The 16,017-nt window shown below is 60.2% G+C and carries 14 protein-coding genes; all 14 read left to right on the top strand.

Annotation, left to right across the window (positions count from 1 at the left end; translation table 11 throughout):
• Positions 1-291 precede the first annotated feature (291 nt).
• The gene (locus AC07OV_RS16505; RefSeq protein WP_176996205.1) at positions 292-1,032 is read left to right on the top strand and encodes a flagellar basal body rod protein FlgF; all 741 of its coding nucleotides are present in this window, start codon (positions 292-294) and stop codon (positions 1,030-1,032) included.
• A 68-nt stretch (positions 1,033-1,100) separates the two neighbouring features.
• Complete coding sequence (gene flgG / locus AC07OV_RS16500; RefSeq protein WP_176996204.1) at positions 1,101-1,886, top strand: flagellar basal-body rod protein FlgG; 786 nt, start codon at positions 1,101-1,103, stop codon at positions 1,884-1,886.
• Between the two features lie 53 nt (positions 1,887-1,939).
• Complete coding sequence (gene flgH / locus AC07OV_RS16495) at positions 1,940-2,635, top strand: flagellar basal body L-ring protein FlgH (protein ID WP_176996203.1); 696 nt, start codon at positions 1,940-1,942, stop codon at positions 2,633-2,635.
• A 27-nt stretch (positions 2,636-2,662) separates the two neighbouring features.
• Positions 2,663-3,751, top strand: coding sequence for a flagellar basal body P-ring protein FlgI (locus tag AC07OV_RS16490; RefSeq protein ID WP_176996377.1), 1,089 nt, complete (start codon positions 2,663-2,665; stop codon positions 3,749-3,751).
• A 4-nt stretch (positions 3,752-3,755) separates the two neighbouring features.
• Positions 3,756-5,024, top strand: a complete 1,269-nt coding sequence (gene flgJ, locus AC07OV_RS16485; RefSeq protein ID WP_494998756.1) for a flagellar assembly peptidoglycan hydrolase FlgJ — start codon at positions 3,756-3,758, stop codon at positions 5,022-5,024.
• 10 nt (positions 5,025-5,034) lie between these two features.
• Positions 5,035-7,071, top strand: a complete 2,037-nt coding sequence (gene flgK / locus AC07OV_RS16480; RefSeq protein ID WP_176996201.1) for a flagellar hook-associated protein FlgK — start codon at positions 5,035-5,037, stop codon at positions 7,069-7,071.
• Between the two features lie 14 nt (positions 7,072-7,085).
• Positions 7,086-8,669, top strand: coding sequence for a flagellar hook-associated protein 3 (locus AC07OV_RS16475; RefSeq protein ID WP_495092588.1), 1,584 nt, complete (start codon positions 7,086-7,088; stop codon positions 8,667-8,669).
• 277 nt (positions 8,670-8,946) lie between these two features.
• Complete coding sequence (locus AC07OV_RS16470; protein ID WP_176996199.1) at positions 8,947-9,876, top strand: ketoacyl-ACP synthase III; 930 nt, start codon at positions 8,947-8,949, stop codon at positions 9,874-9,876.
• Positions 9,877-10,143: 267 nt separating this feature from the next.
• Entirely contained in the window at positions 10,144-11,589 is a 1,446-nt protein-coding gene (locus AC07OV_RS16465; protein ID WP_494998754.1) for a flagellin N-terminal helical domain-containing protein, read from the top strand.
• 75 nt (positions 11,590-11,664) lie between these two features.
• Entirely contained in the window at positions 11,665-12,024 is a 360-nt protein-coding gene (locus AC07OV_RS16460; protein WP_176996197.1) for a flagellar protein FlaG, read from the top strand.
• 79 nt (positions 12,025-12,103) lie between these two features.
• Positions 12,104-13,507, top strand: a complete 1,404-nt coding sequence (gene fliD / locus AC07OV_RS16455) for a flagellar filament capping protein FliD (protein ID WP_494998753.1) — start codon at positions 12,104-12,106, stop codon at positions 13,505-13,507.
• Between the two features lie 137 nt (positions 13,508-13,644).
• On the top strand, positions 13,645-14,034 hold the full coding sequence (fliS, locus tag AC07OV_RS16450; protein ID WP_176996195.1) for a flagellar export chaperone FliS: 390 nt from the start codon (positions 13,645-13,647) through the stop codon (positions 14,032-14,034).
• A 24-nt stretch (positions 14,035-14,058) separates the two neighbouring features.
• Complete coding sequence (gene fliT / locus AC07OV_RS16445; RefSeq protein WP_176996194.1) at positions 14,059-14,355, top strand: flagellar protein FliT; 297 nt, start codon at positions 14,059-14,061, stop codon at positions 14,353-14,355.
• Between the two features lie 169 nt (positions 14,356-14,524).
• Positions 14,525-16,000, top strand: a complete 1,476-nt coding sequence (locus tag AC07OV_RS16440) for a sigma-54 dependent transcriptional regulator (protein ID WP_135310053.1) — start codon at positions 14,525-14,527, stop codon at positions 15,998-16,000.
• Positions 16,001-16,017: the final 17 nt, after the last annotated feature.

Below are 16,017 nucleotides of genomic sequence, written 5' to 3'. Positions count from 1 at the left end.
CCCCCCCCCCCCCCCCCCCCCCCCCCCCCCCCCCCCCCCCCCCCCCCCCCCCCCCCCCCCCCACCCCAGCTCCCACAGTTGATCTATGTCGTTTTCAAGGACGGGGCTTGCCGCAGGCGGCAGTAGTCCGCCGTTTTTTCGACTCTCGTTCGTCCATCAGATCTTCACACCCGCCCGCAAACCCCCGCCCCGCCTGGATTTCTCCGCCTTTTAAAAAGTTGGTTCGCAAATTGCTTAAGCCTCCTCAGTACAGCGGTGGGCGGCAAGCGTCCGTCAGAAAGAGGAAAGAGCGTGGACAAGTACCTTTATGTGGCAATGACCGGCGCCAGCCAGAATGCTCTGGCGCAGAAGGCCCATGCCAACAACCTGGCGAACATTTCCACCAACGGTTTTCAACGCGACCTGGAACAGGCGCGTTCGATGCCGGTGTTCGGTGACAGCTTTCCGGCGCGGGCGTTTGCCATGACCGAACGGCCGGCCACCGACTTTGCTCCTGGCGCGATGATTGAAACCGGCCGCGACCTCGACGTGGCGGTCAACGGCGATGGCTGGATGGCGGTGCAAACCCCCGACGGCGGCGAAGCCTACGTACGCAGCGCCAGCATGAACGTGGATGCACTGGGCGTGCTGCGGGCCGGCAACGGCATGCCGATCATGGGCAACGGTGGCCCGATTGCCGTGCCGCCCCAGCAGAAAATCGAAGTGGGCGCCGACGGCACCGTCAGCATCCGCGCCATGGGCGAAGGCCCACGGGTGATGGCTGAAGTGGACCGCATCAAGCTGGTCCAGCCCGACCCCAAGAATCTGAATAAAGGCCTGGACGGCACCATCCACACCAAGGATGGCCAGCCTGCCCAAGCCGACGCGAACGTGCGGTTGACCTCGGGTTTCCTGCAGGCGAGCAACGTGAACGCGGTTGAAGAGATGACAGCGGTACTGGCGCTTTCCAAGCAATTCGAGCTGCACATCAAGATGATGAACAGCGCTAAAGAAGACGACCAGGCCATGACCCGCGTTCTGTCGATGAGCTGATTGCGGCCTCGTTGAACCACTAATTTTGCAGCGCAGCGCCAACAAACAGGCGCACGAAGGAGAACAGCATGCTTCCGGCTCTATGGGTTGCCAAAACCGGTTTGTCCGCCCAGGACACCAACCTGACCACCATTTCCAACAACTTGGCCAACGTGTCCACCACGGGTTTCAAACGTGACCGTGCCGAGTTCCAGGATTTGCTCTATCAGATCAAGAAGCAGCCGGGCGCCCAATCGACCCAGGACAGCGAACTGCCGTCGGGCCTGCAATTGGGTACCGGTGTGCAGATCGTCGGCACCCAGAAGAACTTCAGCGCCGGTAACCTGCAACAGACCGGCCAGCCGCTGGACATGGCCATCAACGGCAAGGGCTTCTTCCAGATCCTGCAGCCGGACGGCACCACCACTTACACCCGTGACGGCACCTTCCACCTGGACGCCAACGGCCAGGTCGTGACCGCCAACGGTTTTGCCCTGGAACCGGCCATTGTCGTGCCGAACAACGCCCAGACCTTTACCGTCGGCAACGACGGCACCGTGTCCATCACCGTTGCCGGCAACCCGGCTTCGCAAGTGATCGGCAACCTGCAGACCGCCGACTTCATCAACCCGGCCGGCCTGCAAGCCATCGGTAACAACCTGTTCCTCGAAACCGCTTCCAGCGGCGCGCCGCAAATCGGCACCCCGGGCCTGAACGGCTTCGGCACCACGCTGCAAAGCACCCTGGAAACCTCCAACGTGAGCACCGTTGAGGAGATGGTCAACATGATCACCACCCAGCGCGCCTACGAGATGAACTCCAAGGTGATTTCCACCGCCGACCAGATGCTTTCGTTCGTAACGCAGAATCTGTAACCAAGTCTATGGGGCGCTTTTTCTGGCGCCTGCAACACCGTGAGGTAAGGGTCATGAATCGCTATGTTTCTGTTCTGGCATTGAGTGGGATCGCCGTGCTCGCGGGCTGTGTCGCCCCGACGCCGAAACCCAATGACCCGTACTACGCACCGGTGTTGCCACGCACACCGTTGCCGGCGGCGGCCAACAATGGCTCAATCTACCAGGCCGGTTTCGAACAGAACCTGTACAGCGACCGCAAGGCATTCCGGGTCGGTGACATCATCACCATCACCCTGAACGAGAAGACCCAGGCCAGCAAGAACGCCAACTCGCAGATCGACAAGACCAGCAAGACCGGCATCGGCCTGACCTCGCTGTTTGGCGCCGTGCCCAACACCAACAACCCGTTGGGCAGCGGTGATCTGAGCCTGAGCGCCGGCTACAGCGGCGACCGTGCCACCAACGGCAAGAGCGCGGCGGCGCAAGGCAACACCTTGACCGGTTCGATCACCGTGACCGTGGCCGACGTATTGCCCAACGGCATCATCGCGGTGCGCGGTGAAAAGTGGATGACCCTCAACACCGGCGACGAGTTGGTGCGCATCGCCGGCATGGTCCGCGCCGATGACATCGCCACCGACAACACCGTGCCGTCCACGCGGATTGCCGATGCGCGCATTACCTACTCGGGTACGGGTTCGTTTGCTGATGCGAGTCAGCCGGGCTGGTTCGACCGTTTCTTCCTTAGCCCGCTGTTCCCTTTCTAGGTGATCATCTTGAACCTCAAACAGCTGATGGCAGCGGCATTGCTGTTGTCCCTGAGCGCAGTCGCCCAGGCCGAGCGCCTGAAAGACATCGCCAGCATCTCGGGCGTGCGCTCCAACCAGTTGATCGGCTACGGCCTGGTGGTGGGGCTCAACGGTACGGGTGACCAGACCACCCAGACCCCGTTCACCTTGCAGACCTTCAACAACATGCTGTCGCAGTTCGGCATCAAGGTGCCGCCAGGGTCGGGCAACGTGCAGTTGAAAAACGTCGCTGCCGTGTCGATCAGTGCTGATTTGCCGGCATTCTCCAAGCCGGGGCAGGTGGTGGACATTACTGTGTCGTCCATCGGTAACTCCAAGAGCCTGCGTGGCGGCACCTTGCTGATGACGCCGCTCAAGGGTATCGACGGCAACGTCTACGCCATCGCCCAGGGCAACCTGGTGGTGGGCGGCTTTGACGCCGAGGGCCGTGACGGCTCGAAGATCACTGTCAACGTGCCGTCGGCCGGTCGTATTCCGGGCGGCGCCACCGTTGAACGCACCGTGCCGAGCGGTTTCAACCAGGGCAACAGCCTGACCCTGAACCTCAACCGTTCGGACTTCACCACCGCCAAGCGTGTGGTCGACAAGATCAACGACATGCTCGGCCCTGGCGTGGCGCAAGCCATCGACGGCGGTTCGATCCGCGTAACAGCACCGCTGGACCCAAGCCAGCGTGTCGACTACCTGTCGATCCTGGAAAACCTTGAGGTCGACCCGGGCCAGGCAGTGGCCAAGGTCATCATCAATTCGCGCACCGGCACCATCGTGATCGGCCAGAACGTCAAGGTGTCGCCGGCGGCGGTGACCCACGGCAGCCTGACGGTGACCATCACCGAAGACCCGATCGTCAGCCAGCCTGGCCCGTTGTCCAATGGCCAGACTGCCGTGGTACCGCGCTCACGGGTCAATGCCCAGCAAGAAGCCAAGCCGATGTTCAAGTTCGGCCCCGGCACCACCCTGGATGAGATTGTCCGTGCGGTGAACCAGGTGGGCGCAGCGCCCGGCGACTTGATGGCGATCCTTGAAGCCTTGAAACAGGCCGGCGCCCTGCAAGCCGACCTGATCGTGATCTAAGGCCATGGCTATGGATATGCGCAAAAGCGGGCTGACCAGCACGGCGGACTCGGGGTCTTACTCCGACCTGAACCGGCTGAACCAGCTCAAGGTCGGTGCCGACAAGAACAGCGATGCGAACATGCGCAAGGTGGCGCAGGAGTTCGAATCGTTGTTCTTGAGCGAGATGCTCAAGTCAGCGCGCTCGGCCACCGAAGCGCTGGGCAAGGACAACCCGTTGAACACCCCGGCGGCCAAGCAGTACCAGGAAATGTACGACCAGCAACTGGCGGTCTCCATGTCACGCGAGGGCGGCGGTATCGGCCTGGCTGACGTGTTGATGCGCCAGATGCAGAAGAACAAACCGGTGGACCCTCAGGCCGCCACTTTGCAAGGCCCCGCAACGGCGGAGCCGGCGAAGAAAGTCGACGTGCCGACCGCGATTGCCGCAGGCACCAAAGCTGATGGCCCGTTGGGTCGCTCCAATGGCCAGCGCCCGCTGTGGGCGTACCGCGTGGCGGTGCCCGAGGGGGGCGTGTCCCATACCAACGATGTGGCGCTGATGAACCAGCGGCGTATCTCCTTGCCGAGCAAGCTGACTGATCGGCTGTTGGCCGGCATCGTGCCGAACACCGACGCCACCACGGTCAACAACGCCGTGCCGCTGCGTAACAGCGCGGCGGCAGACAACGTGATCAACAGTGCCGCGCGCGGGTTTGCCGTCGCGCCAAAAGGCCAGATGCAGGTCTACGGCCGTGCCATTGCCCAGCCACCGCTGGCGCCGGCGAAGAAGGCGTTCAGCTCGCAGGATGAATTCGTCGCCACCATGTTGCCGATGGCCAAGGCCGCGGCGGCGCGCATCGGCGTCGATCCGAAGTACCTGGTGGCCCAGGCGGCCCTGGAAACCGGTTGGGGCAAATCGGTGATGCGTGCCGAAGATGGCAGCAGCAGCCACAACCTGTTCGGCATCAAGGCCGGGCAGAGCTGGCAGGGCGGTCAGGCCCGCGCGATCACCAGCGAGTTTCGCGATGGGGCGATGGTCAAGGAGACGGCGCAGTTCCGTTCCTACAACTCCTATCAGGACAGCTTCCACGACTTGGTGACGTTGCTGCAAAGCAATGATCGCTATAAAGAAGTTGTGAAATCGGCCGACAACCCGGAACAGTTTGTACGCGAGTTGCAAAAAGCCGGTTATGCAACCGACCCGGACTACGCCAGCAAGATTTCGCAGATCGCAAAAACGATGAACAGCTACCAGAACTACGCTGCCGCGGGCGCATCCACTCATTTATAAGGTCTGAATCATGAGTTTGCTCAATATCGGGATGTCGGGGCTCAACGCCGCTCAAGGATCGCTGTCGGTCCTGAGTAACAACATTGCCAACGTCAACACCCCGGGATACTCGCGCCAGCAGACCACCCAGAACACCAGTGCGTCGAACCAGTACGGCGGTGTCTACATCGGCAGTGGTACGACCCTGGCGGATGTGCGCCGCATTTATAACGATTTCCTCGGTGCTGCCTACCAGAGCAGTACCGCGCTCAACAGCGACGCCACCGCCTATGCCGGCCAGGCTGCTGCGGTCGACAAGACCCTGTCGGACAAGTCCACCGGCATGTCCCCGGCCCTCAGTGCGTTTTTCTCAGCGCTGCAAACGTCCGCCGCCAACCCTTCGGACATTTCCGCCCGGCAATTGCTGTTGACCAGCGCGCAGACCTTGAGCAACCGTTTCAACTCGATTTCCACGCAGCTGACCCAGCAGAAAGAAACGATCAACAGCCAGCTCAAGACCATGAGCGATCAGGTCAATTCGCTGACGTCGTCGATTGCCTCGCTGAACAACCAGATCGCCCAGGCGAGCGGTACCTCCAACAGTGCGCCGAACAACCTGCTGGATGCGCGCAACGAAGCGGTGCGCTCGCTCAATGAATTGATCGGCGTGACGGCCACCGAGAAAAACGGCCAACTGAGCATCACCACCGGTACCGGCCAGTCGCTGGTTGAGGGTGGGATCTCCAACCCGATTTCGGCGGTGCCGAGCAAGACCGACAACAGCCAGTACACCATTCAGCTGAACATGGGCGACACCGCGATGGACATCGGTTCGGTGGTCACCGGTGGCAGCATTGGCGGCCTGTTGCGTTATCGCAGCGACGTGCTGATGCCGGCGATCAACGACTTGGGCCGCATCGCCATTGCCACCGCTGACACCGTCAACCGCCAGCTGGGCCAGGGCCTGGACCTGAACAGTGACTTCGGCAGTTCGTTGTTCGGTGATATCAACAGTGCGGCAGCGATCTCCCAGCGCAGCCAGGCGGCCGCGGGTAACAGCGCAGGCTCCGGCAACCTGAACGTGACGATTGCCGACAGCAGCAAGCTGTCGACCTTCGACTACAAGGTCACTTTCACCAGTGGCAACCAGTACAACGTCGTGCGTTCCGACGGCAAGGCCATGGGGTCGTTCGACACCACCACCACGCCGCCACCGGTGATCGACGGTTTCACATTGGCGCTCGATGGCAAAGGCCCAATGGCTGCCGGTGACAGCTTCAAGGTCAGCCCGACGGCCACCGGGGCCAGCAATATCAGCGTTGAGCTCAAGGACCCGAACAAAATCGCGTACGCCGGGGCACTGGCCGGTAACGCCAGCAAGACCAACACCGGCACTGGCACGTTCACGCCGCCGACCTTGACGCTGCCGATCGATATCAACGGCGGCGCCGATACCGCGCAGTTGCGCACCGGGATCGAAAACTCGATGCCGGTAAAAATGGTCTATGGCGCCGTGGCCGCCGATGGTACGCAGTCGTACAAGATCAGCGACGCTCAGGGCAACCCGATCGGCACCGGCAGCATCATCCCGGGGCAGGCCAACAAGATCACCATCAACGTGCCGATGCGTGATGCGTCCGGCGCGCTGATCCCGGGCAAGAGCTTCAGTTTCGATACCTCGGTGGGCGGTTCGCCAGCCAAGGACGACAGCACCACCTTCTCGTTCAACAGCGGCGCCACCTCCGATGGCCGTAACGCCCAGGAACTGCTGGGGCTGCAGACCAAGGCGACCGTGGGTGCAGTGGATGGCAATGCGGGCATGAGCCTGGTCAGCGCCAACAGCCGGCTGGTGTCGCAGGTGGGTTCCAAAGCGGCCCAGGCCAACACCGACAGCACGGCCACTGGTGCGTTGCTGGCGGCGAACAAGGCGGCCAGCAACTCCGTGTCCCAGGTCAACCTGGATGAGGAGGCGGGCGACATGATCAAGTTCCAGCAGTACTACACCGCGTCGTCGCAGATCATCAAGGCCGCGCAAGAAACCTTCAGCACACTGATCAACGCCCTTTAAAGGAGTCTGGAACGATGCGTATCTCTACAGAGCAATATTTCAGCACCAGCTCCAGCGATTATCAGAAGAACTATTCTGGCGTGGTCGCGGCCCAGAACCAGGCGACGACCGGCGTGCGTGTACAGACCGCCGCGGACGATCCTGTGGCGGCCGCTCAGTTGCTGTTGCTGCAACAGCAAAAAGACATGCTGGGCCAGTACACCGGCAACATCACCAGCCTGCAAAACTCGCTGACCAACGAAGAAAGCGTGCTGCAGAGCATCAATACCGCCATGCAAACGGCCCAGGGCCTGGCGTTGCAAGCCGGTAACATGCAGCTCAGCAATGATGACCGCAAGGCAATTGCAGCCCAGGTCGGCGCGATTGAGGACCAGGTGTTGGGCTTGCTCAACTCCAAGGATTCCAACGGCAACTACATGTTCTCGGGCACCAAGACCGATACGCCGCCGTACACCCGCAACAATGACGGCACCTACAGCTATCAGGGCGACGAGACGCCGCTGAGCCTGCAAGTGGGCAGCAACCTGTCGATCACCGCAGGCGACACCGGCAAGACGTTGCTGGAGAGTTCCACCAACGCCGGTCGTACCCAGGCGACGGTGATTCCGCCCACGGTCAATGACGGCAAGGTCTCGATCTCGGCGGGCCTGGTCTCCTCGGGCACGGCGTACACCAAGAATTTTGCCGATGGCCAGCCTTACAAGCTGACGTTCGCCAGCAGCACCCAATACAGCGTCACCGACAAAGACGGCAACGACGTGACCTCCGAGATCACCGGCAACGGCACGTTCGATGCCACCAAGGAGGGCGCTTCCAGCGTCAACCTGCGTGGGGTCAAGTTCGATATCACCCTGAACCTGGGGTCGAATGTCTCGACGGGCGCGCCTTCCGATGCCTTGGTGGCGGGCAGGGAATTCACGCTGGAAAGCAAGCCGGACAGCTTCAGCGTTTCGCGCACGGCCAGCAATGCGTCGACGGCGCAGTTGACCGGTGGCAGCGTCACGGACCAGGCGGCGTACTCCAGCACTTTCCCGAACTCGGGTGCGGTCATCAAGTTCACCAGCGGCACCGATTACCAGGTGTTCGCCCAGCCCTACAGCGCCAACAGCAAGGCGATTGCCAGCGGCACCATCGCGGCGGGCGCGACGTCGATCACCACGGCCGGCGTCACCTTCGGCATCAGCGGCACGCCGGGGGCGGGCGACCAATTCTCGGTCGGTGCCACCAGCAACAAGAACATGAATGCCCTGGATACCCTGGGCAATTTGCGCAAGGCCCTGCTGACACCGGCCGATGGCGACCAGGTTGCCAAGAACAACCTCAAGGATGTGTTGAACACCTCCGTCGCCAACCTGGGTAACGCCACGGCGCAGATCGACCAGGTACGCGGCTCGATCGGGGCGCGGCAGAACGCCCTGGATGTGCAGAGCCAGGAGAACACCAGCCTGGGCCTGGCCAACACCTCCACCATGTCGTCGCTGGCGAACGTGGACATGGGGCAGGCGGCAATCGACCTGACCTTGCAGCAAACCATGCTGCAAGCCTCGCAACTGGCCTTCGTGAAAATCTCCCAGTTGAGCCTGTTCAGCCGCATGTAAACGGCGCACAACCAAACGGCCCACCCTGGCAACAGGGTGGGCCGTTGTCGTTTCTGGCGCCAGGAATGTTGCAGGGTTTTGCATAAAGCGCACAAAATTGAGTGACCTGTGAGTCATAAAGCGCATCTTCACTGTATCGTGTGAAAAGGATAAGTCGTCACAGGGTCCTTGCGGGGCGGCTTTCAGCGAGATTTTTACGGGGTTATCCCCTTTATTGTCAGCATCCCCGGCGTAGCCCGAGGGGTGTTCTCCAGCTATTTAGTATTGGGAAGCCACAATGATTGGCATAAAAAGCATCGCCAGTTACGTGCCGGCAGACGGGGTCGACAACTACGCCCAGGGTGCCAAATTCGCCAAGGATGAAGAATTCATCATCGGCAAGATCGGTTCGGCGTTCCTGCCGCGCAAGGATGCTGCGCAGGAAACCTCCGATCTGTGCGTCGAGGCGGTCAACGCCTTGTTTGCCAACAACCCCGAGTTGAAGCGCGAGTCCATCGACGCCGTGATCGTCGTGACCCAGAACGGTGATGAAGAAGGCTTGCCGCATACCGCCGCCATCGTTCAGGACAAATTGGGCCTGCCGACCCACGTGGCCGCGTTCGACATCTCCCTGGGCTGCTCCGGCTACGTCTACGGGATCTACGCGATGAAGGGCTTCATGGAAGCCACCGGCCTGAAAAACGGCCTACTGATCACCGCAGACCCGTACTCCAAGATCGTCGACCCGGAAGACCGCAACACCACCATGCTCTTTGGCGATGCCGCCACCGCCACTTGGATGGGCGAAGACGCGCCGTGGTTGCTTGGCAAGTCGAAGTTCGGCACCGACGGTTCCGGCGCGCCGCACTTGAAGGTCAGCGATGGCGTGTTTTTCATGAACGGCCGCCAGGTGTTCAACTTTGCCTTGCTCAAGGTGCCGGCACATTTGCACGAGCTGCTCAATGAGTCGGACCTCAAGGCTGACCAGATCGACGCGTTCTGCATCCACCAGGGCAGTGCGGCGATTGTCGACGCCGTGGCCCGGCGTTTCGAAGAGGCGCCGGTGGAGAAGTTCATCAAGGACATGGTCGAGACCGGCAACACCGTGTCGTCGAGCATTCCACTGCTGCTGGAAAAGCACATGATGGACGCCGACTGGAAGCGTGTGGCTATCAGCGGATTTGGCGTGGGCCTGTCGTGGGGCTCGGCGATTCTCTATCGTCCGTGATGCCCAAAGAGTGACGCACACAAAAACGCCCATGATTGAAAAATCATGGGCGTTTTTTATTTGGCGCCAGAAAACCCAGCAATTGCGGGGGTTTGGGCTATCGTAAATGCTTGAATTAAAAGGGGTGGCACGGTGCTAGTAAAAATATTCAAAAAAGTCCTCAAGCAACGTGCATTCACGACGATAACTATTACGAAGGTTCTCTAGGCCACACCCGGCGGTTGCCAGGGCCGGAAGCCGCAGTACACCACCCACGAGGATTTCGTCATGGCATTAACAGTAAACACTAACCTTGCTTCGTTGACCGTTCAGAACAACCTGAACAAGGCCTCCGGCGCACTGCAAACTTCCATGCAGCGTCTGTCTTCCGGCCTGCGTATCAACAGCGCCAAAGACGATGCGGCCGGCCTGCAAATCTCCAACCGTCTGACCAGCCAGATCAACGGCCTGGGCGTTGCGATCAAAAACGCCAACGACGGTAGCTCGATTGCTCAGACCGCTGAAGGCGCAATGCAGCAGTCCACCAACATCCTGCAAAGCATGCGTACCCTGGCTCTGCAATCGGCTAACGGCTCGCCAAGCGCTGAAGACCGTAAGTCGAACCAGGCTCAATACGCAGCACTGACTGCTGAATTGACTCGTATCGCTACCACCACCACCTTCGGTGGCAAGAACCTGCTGGACGGTTCTTTCGGTACTACTTCCTTCCAGGTCGGCGCCAACGCCAACCAGACTATCGACATGAGCATCGGTAACGTTGCAGCCAACAACATTGGTTCGCAGCAACTGAAGAGCCAAGGCATTGCTCCAAGCGCAACTGGCGTTGCTGGCGGCGCGATCGCTGTTACCGGTGGCGGCCAGTCGAAAAACCTGACCATCGCTGCTGGCGCTTCGGCCAAGCAAATCGCTGCTCAGATGAACGGCGCTGTAGGCGGCCTGGCTGCGACTGCCAGCACCGTTGCCCAGTTCACTGTTGACTCCGCTGCCATTGCTGGTGCAACCCCTGCCAGCGCCAACTTCACCCTGGCAGTCGGCGGCGGTACCGCTGTGCAGTTCACTGGCGTGACCAGCACTTCCGACCTGGCTGACCAACTGAAGTCCAACGCTGCCAAGCTGGGCATCACCGTTAACTACGATTCGACCACTCAAGCGCTGTCGGTCAAGTCCGACACCGGTGAGAACCTGACCTTCAACGCTGGCGATCCAGGCGCTGTAGCCGGTATCAAGGTTGCTACCCAGGACGGTTCCGGTAACTTCGGTACTGCTGTTGCCCTGGCCAACACCGCGATCATCGCAACTGGTGCAGTGTCCCTGAACTCCTCCAGCAGCTACTCCCTGAGCGGCGCCGGTGTGACTGGCCTGTTCGCAGCGACTGGTACTGCTGCCAACTCCACCAAAACCACCGTTAACAACACCGACATCACCACTGCTGCCAACGCACAGAACTCGATCGACGTGATCACTCAAGCGATCTCCGACATCGACTCCCAGCGTGCTGGTCTGGGTGCTGTTCAAAACCGTTTCGACAACACCGTTGCCAACCTGCAGAGCATTGCAGACAACTCCAGCGCCGCTCGCGGTCAGATCCAGGACGTTGACTACGCTGCTGAAACTGCTCAGCTGACCAAGCAACAAACCCTGCAACAGGCTTCCACTGCGATCCTGTCCCAGGCCAACCAACTGCCGTCCGCTGTACTGAAGCTGCTTCAGTAATAGCCATCGGTAGATGACTGACGGAAGGGCGCGTTTACGTGCCCTTTTGTCTTTTGCGTGATGAGGAGATTGGACATGGACATGAGTGTGAAGTTGAACCTGTCTTATCCTGCAGTAGCGCCGCAGAGCGCACCTGCTCCCGTGAGCAATGATCCGCAGAAGGCCAAGGTCGATCCTGTGCCTGTGGCGGCTCAACCCCAGCAAGACTCGAAACCGTCCGACCTGGAACAGGCGGTCACGGATATTCGCAAATTCGTCCAGGCTGCCCAGCGCAACCTGGATTTTTCGATTGATGACTCCACCCATCAGGTGGTGGTCAAGGTGATTGCGACCGAAAGCGGCGAGGTGATCCGTCAGATCCCTTCGGAAACCGCATTGAAACTCGCACAAAGCCTTCATGATGCCAGCAGCTTGTTATTTGACGCCAAAGTCTGAGCTGGCATGAATTTTGTTGCTGTAGCTGCCTGAGACGTAGTCCGTCAAGAAAGCGCCAGCCCCGATCAGGAGAAGAATCATGGGTGATATATCCGTCAGCGGCCCGGTAACGGGCATCGATACCCAGTCTATCGTTACCGCCTTGGTGAACGCTGAACAGGCGCCCAAGCAGTCGCAGATCAACAAGCAGACGCAGACGCAGACCGCCCAGCTATCCTCGATCGGCAAGATTCAAGCGGCACTCGATGCGTTCCGCGGCGCCATGGACAACATGGCCAAGGACGCCAGTATCGGCGGCCTGACCGCCACGACTTCGGATAACAACGTTTCCACGGTCACCCTGGGCGCTGGCGCTTCGGCCGGTAGCTATCAGTTGATCGTGACTCAGTTGGCGACAGCTTCGAAGATCTCCACGCAGAACTATGCCGCTGGGGCCAAGAGTGTGGTCAACAGCGGTACCACCGCAACGACCCTGGCAATTTCCCAGTCGGGTCAGAGCTATGGTGTCAGTGTTCCACCGGGCGCCACGCTGCAACAAGTGCGTGATTCCATCAACGCGCAGTACAGCAGTGCGGGGCTGAGTGCCAACATCCTGACTGACTCCAATGGTTCGCGCCTGGTTGTGACGTCATCCAATACCGGTGCCGGTACGGACATTACCCTGAGTGGCAACAGCGGCCTGGAAGCCAATACGTCCGTGGTTGGCGGCGCGCCGGTCAATGCCAAATACACCATTGACGGTGCGGCGCAGGAATCCAAGAGCAATACCTTGAGCGATGCGATCTCTGGTGTGAGCATCAAGTTGACGGCGATTTCGCCTCTGCCGTCGGGTGTCACTGACCAAAATGCTCCTCGTACGGCCTCGACCATCACCGTCACCCGCAGCAACGACACCCTCAAGAGCTCGGTAAAAGGGTTTGTCGACACTTACAACGCCTTGATGACGGCGATCGGTACCGAAACCAAAGTCACCACCAACCCGGACGGCAGCACCACGCCTTCCGCGCTGACCGGCGACGCCACCATGCGCTCGTTGCAACAGGCGTTGCGCAGTGAACTGAACGCCCTAGGTGGGTCGGGCACGTTGAAGTCGCTGGCTCAATTTGGTGTGAACACCGACTCGACCACCGGCAAGCTGAGCATCGATGACAAAGTGTTCGGTGCCGCCATTGCCACCAACCCCACCGACATCGGCGGGATCTTCAACGGTGACAAGGGCCTGTTGGCGCGCATGAAGTCGGCGACCGACAGCTACGCGTTGAGCAACACCGGCGTACTGGCTTCGCGTTCGACGACGCTGACCAACAACCTCAAGGATCTGCAAACCCAGCAGAACGACTTGACCGCGCGTATGGCTGCCCTGAAAACCAGCCTGACCGCCAAGTACACCACGATGAACAACCTGGTGGCCCAGCTCACCAACCAGCGCTCCAGTGTCATGAGCACGCTGAACGCGCTGAACAAGAGCAATTCGGACAGTTGATCCGCCATGAAGCCGCCCGGTGATCCTGCGCCGGGCGCGGCCTTCAGCAGATCGACGGGTTAAAGTTTTGTGTGATCCCGTCGACATATTAGTCAGAGCCCATCCAATTTTGCTGTTGCCTGTCACGAGGTAGAAACATGAATCCCATGCGAGCCCTTCGCCAATACCAGAAGGTCAATTCCCATGCCCAGGTCTCTGAGGCGAGCCCACACCGTCTGGTCCAGATGTTGATGGAAGGCGCGCTGGATCGCATGGCGCAGGCCAAGGGTGCCATGGCTCGTGGTGATATCGCGCAAAAGGGCCTGCTGCTGGGCAAGGCGATCGACATCCTGATCGGCCTGCGCGACGGCCTGAACCCGGAAAAAACCGATGATCCGGCAGCGTTGCAGCAGTTGGATAACCTGTATGCCTACATGACCACGCGTCTGCTGGAAGCCAACAGCAAAAGCGATGTTGCCATGATTGACGAAGTTGCCGGCCTGATGATTACGCTCAAGGAAGGTTGGGACGGTATTGCACCACTGTAGGCCTGTCGGCCTGAGGATCATGTTATGAGCCACGCCCTGCAACGGATTGACGAGACCCGCGAAGCGTTGGTCGACGCCTTGGCCCAACGTAACTGGGACGCGATCGGCGAGCTGGATATGGGCTGTCGTGCGGTGATCGACGAAGCACTGGCCAATGCGCCGGTGGACGAGGATGCACTACGGGAAAAACTGGAAAGCCTGCTGGCGGTTTATCAGCAGTTGCTTGAAGTGACGACCGGCGAGCGCCAGGCGATTTTCGAAGAGATGTCGCAGATCAATCGAGCGGAAAGTGCGTCAAAGGTTTACCATCTGTTCGGCTGAACTGGCTCAGTTAATCCGAATGCGCGTCATAAATTTGACTGCGCGCGATTTTTTGACTTAACTAGTGCTGTTTTCAGATTTCAGACGGTTGTAACGCAGAAAATGCCTACGACCTTCTAGATTGCCCCTACTCGAGGGCATTTGAGTTAACTAGGGAAGTTGCTATTGCATGTGGCGTGAAACCAAAATTCTGCTGATTGATGACGATAGCGTCCGCCGCCGCGATTTAGCGGTGATTTTAAATTTTCTCGGTGAAGAAAATTTGCCCTGCGGTAGCCATGATTGGCAGCAGGCGGTCAGCTCATTGTCGTCGAGCCGTGAAATCATTTGTGTGCTGATCGGGACGGTAAACGCTCCTGGCGCAGTTCTGGGCCTGTTAAAGACACTGTCAACCTGGGATGAGTTCCTTCCGGTGTTGCTAATGGGCGATATTTCTTCCATCGACCTGCCGGAAGACCAGCGCCGCCGCGTGCTTTCCACCCTGGAAATGCCGCCCAGCTACAGCAAATTGCTCGACTCCCTGCACCGTGCCCAGGTCTATCGCGAGATGTACGACCAGGCCCGCGAGCGTGGACGTCACCGCGAACCCAACCTGTTCCGCAGCCTCGTCGGCACCAGCCGTGCGATCCAGCACGTGCGCCAGATGATGCAGCAAGTGGCCGACACCGATGCCAGCGTGCTGATCCTCGGCGAGTCCGGCACCGGCAAGGAAGTGGTCGCGCGCAACCTGCACTACCACTCCAAGCGTCGCGACGGGCCTTTTGTGCCGGTCAACTGCGGGGCCATCCCGGCAGAGCTGCTCGAAAGTGAACTGTTCGGCCACGAGAAGGGCGCCTTCACCGGGGCGATCACCAGCCGTGCCGGGCGTTTCGAGTTGGCCAACGGCGGCACCCTGTTCCTTGATGAAATCGGCGACATGCCGCTGCCGATGCAGGTCAAGCTGCTGCGTGTGCTGCAGGAGCGTACCTTTGAGCGCGTGGGCAGCAACAAGACCCAGAGCGTCGACGTGCGCATCATCGCGGCCACCCACAAGAACCTCGAAAGCATGATCGAGGTGGGCAGCTTCCGCGAAGACCTTTACTACCGCCTCAACGTGTTCCCAATCGAGATGGCGCCGCTGCGTGAGCGCGTCGAAGACATCCCGCTGCTGATGAACGAACTGATCTCGCGCATGGAACACGAAAAGCGCGGCTCGATCCGTTTCAACTCCGCCGCCATCATGTCCCTGTGCCGTCACGGCTGGCCGGGCAACGTCCGCGAGCTGGCCAACCTGGTGGAGCGCATGGCGATCATGCACCCCTACGGTGTGATCGGCGTGGTCGAGCTGCCGAAGAAATTCCGCTACGTCGACGACGAAGACGAGCAGCTGGTCGACAGCCTGCGCAGCGACATGGAAGAGCGCGTGGCCATCAACGGCCATACGCCGGACTTCGGTTCCACTGCCATGCTGCCGCCCGAAGGCCTGGACCTGAAGGACTACCTCGGCAACCTGGAACAAGGCCTGATTCAACAGGCCCTGGACGACGCCAACGGCATCGTCGCCCGTGCCGCCGAGCGCTTGCGCATCCGTCGTACCACCCTGGTGGAGAAGATGCGCAAGTACGGCATGAGCCGCAAAGAAGGTGATGAACAGGCGGATGATTGACGCCTGTTTTCCAAACC

It is taken from the genome of Pseudomonas sp. GW821-FHT09A09, assembly GCF_059418405.1.
This window is presented reverse-complemented; position numbering and strand designations above follow the sequence as displayed.

Bases quoted from the DNA above. Each gene is read 5' to 3' on its own strand.
- flgG (WP_176996204.1), top strand. From the start codon at position 1,101: ATGCTTCCGGCTCTATGGGTTGCCAAAACCGGTTTGTCCGCCCAGGAC.
- flgH (WP_176996203.1), top strand. From the start codon at position 1,940: ATGAATCGCTATGTTTCTGTTCTGGCATTGAGTGGGATCGCCGTGCTC.
- AC07OV_RS16490 (WP_176996377.1), top strand. From the start codon at position 2,663: ATGGCAGCGGCATTGCTGTTGTCCCTGAGCGCAGTCGCCCAGGCCGAG.
- flgJ (WP_494998756.1), top strand. From the start codon at position 3,756: ATGGCTATGGATATGCGCAAAAGCGGGCTGACCAGCACGGCGGACTCG.
- flgK (WP_176996201.1), top strand. From the start codon at position 5,035: ATGAGTTTGCTCAATATCGGGATGTCGGGGCTCAACGCCGCTCAAGGA.
- AC07OV_RS16475 (WP_495092588.1), top strand. From the start codon at position 7,086: ATGCGTATCTCTACAGAGCAATATTTCAGCACCAGCTCCAGCGATTAT.
- AC07OV_RS16470 (WP_176996199.1), top strand. From the start codon at position 8,947: ATGATTGGCATAAAAAGCATCGCCAGTTACGTGCCGGCAGACGGGGTC.
- AC07OV_RS16465 (WP_494998754.1), top strand. From the start codon at position 10,144: ATGGCATTAACAGTAAACACTAACCTTGCTTCGTTGACCGTTCAGAAC.
- AC07OV_RS16460 (WP_176996197.1), top strand. From the start codon at position 11,665: ATGGACATGAGTGTGAAGTTGAACCTGTCTTATCCTGCAGTAGCGCCG.
- fliD (WP_494998753.1), top strand. From the start codon at position 12,104: ATGGGTGATATATCCGTCAGCGGCCCGGTAACGGGCATCGATACCCAG.
- fliS (WP_176996195.1), top strand. From the start codon at position 13,645: ATGAATCCCATGCGAGCCCTTCGCCAATACCAGAAGGTCAATTCCCAT.
- fliT (WP_176996194.1), top strand. From the start codon at position 14,059: ATGAGCCACGCCCTGCAACGGATTGACGAGACCCGCGAAGCGTTGGTC.
- AC07OV_RS16440 (WP_135310053.1), top strand. From the start codon at position 14,525: ATGTGGCGTGAAACCAAAATTCTGCTGATTGATGACGATAGCGTCCGC.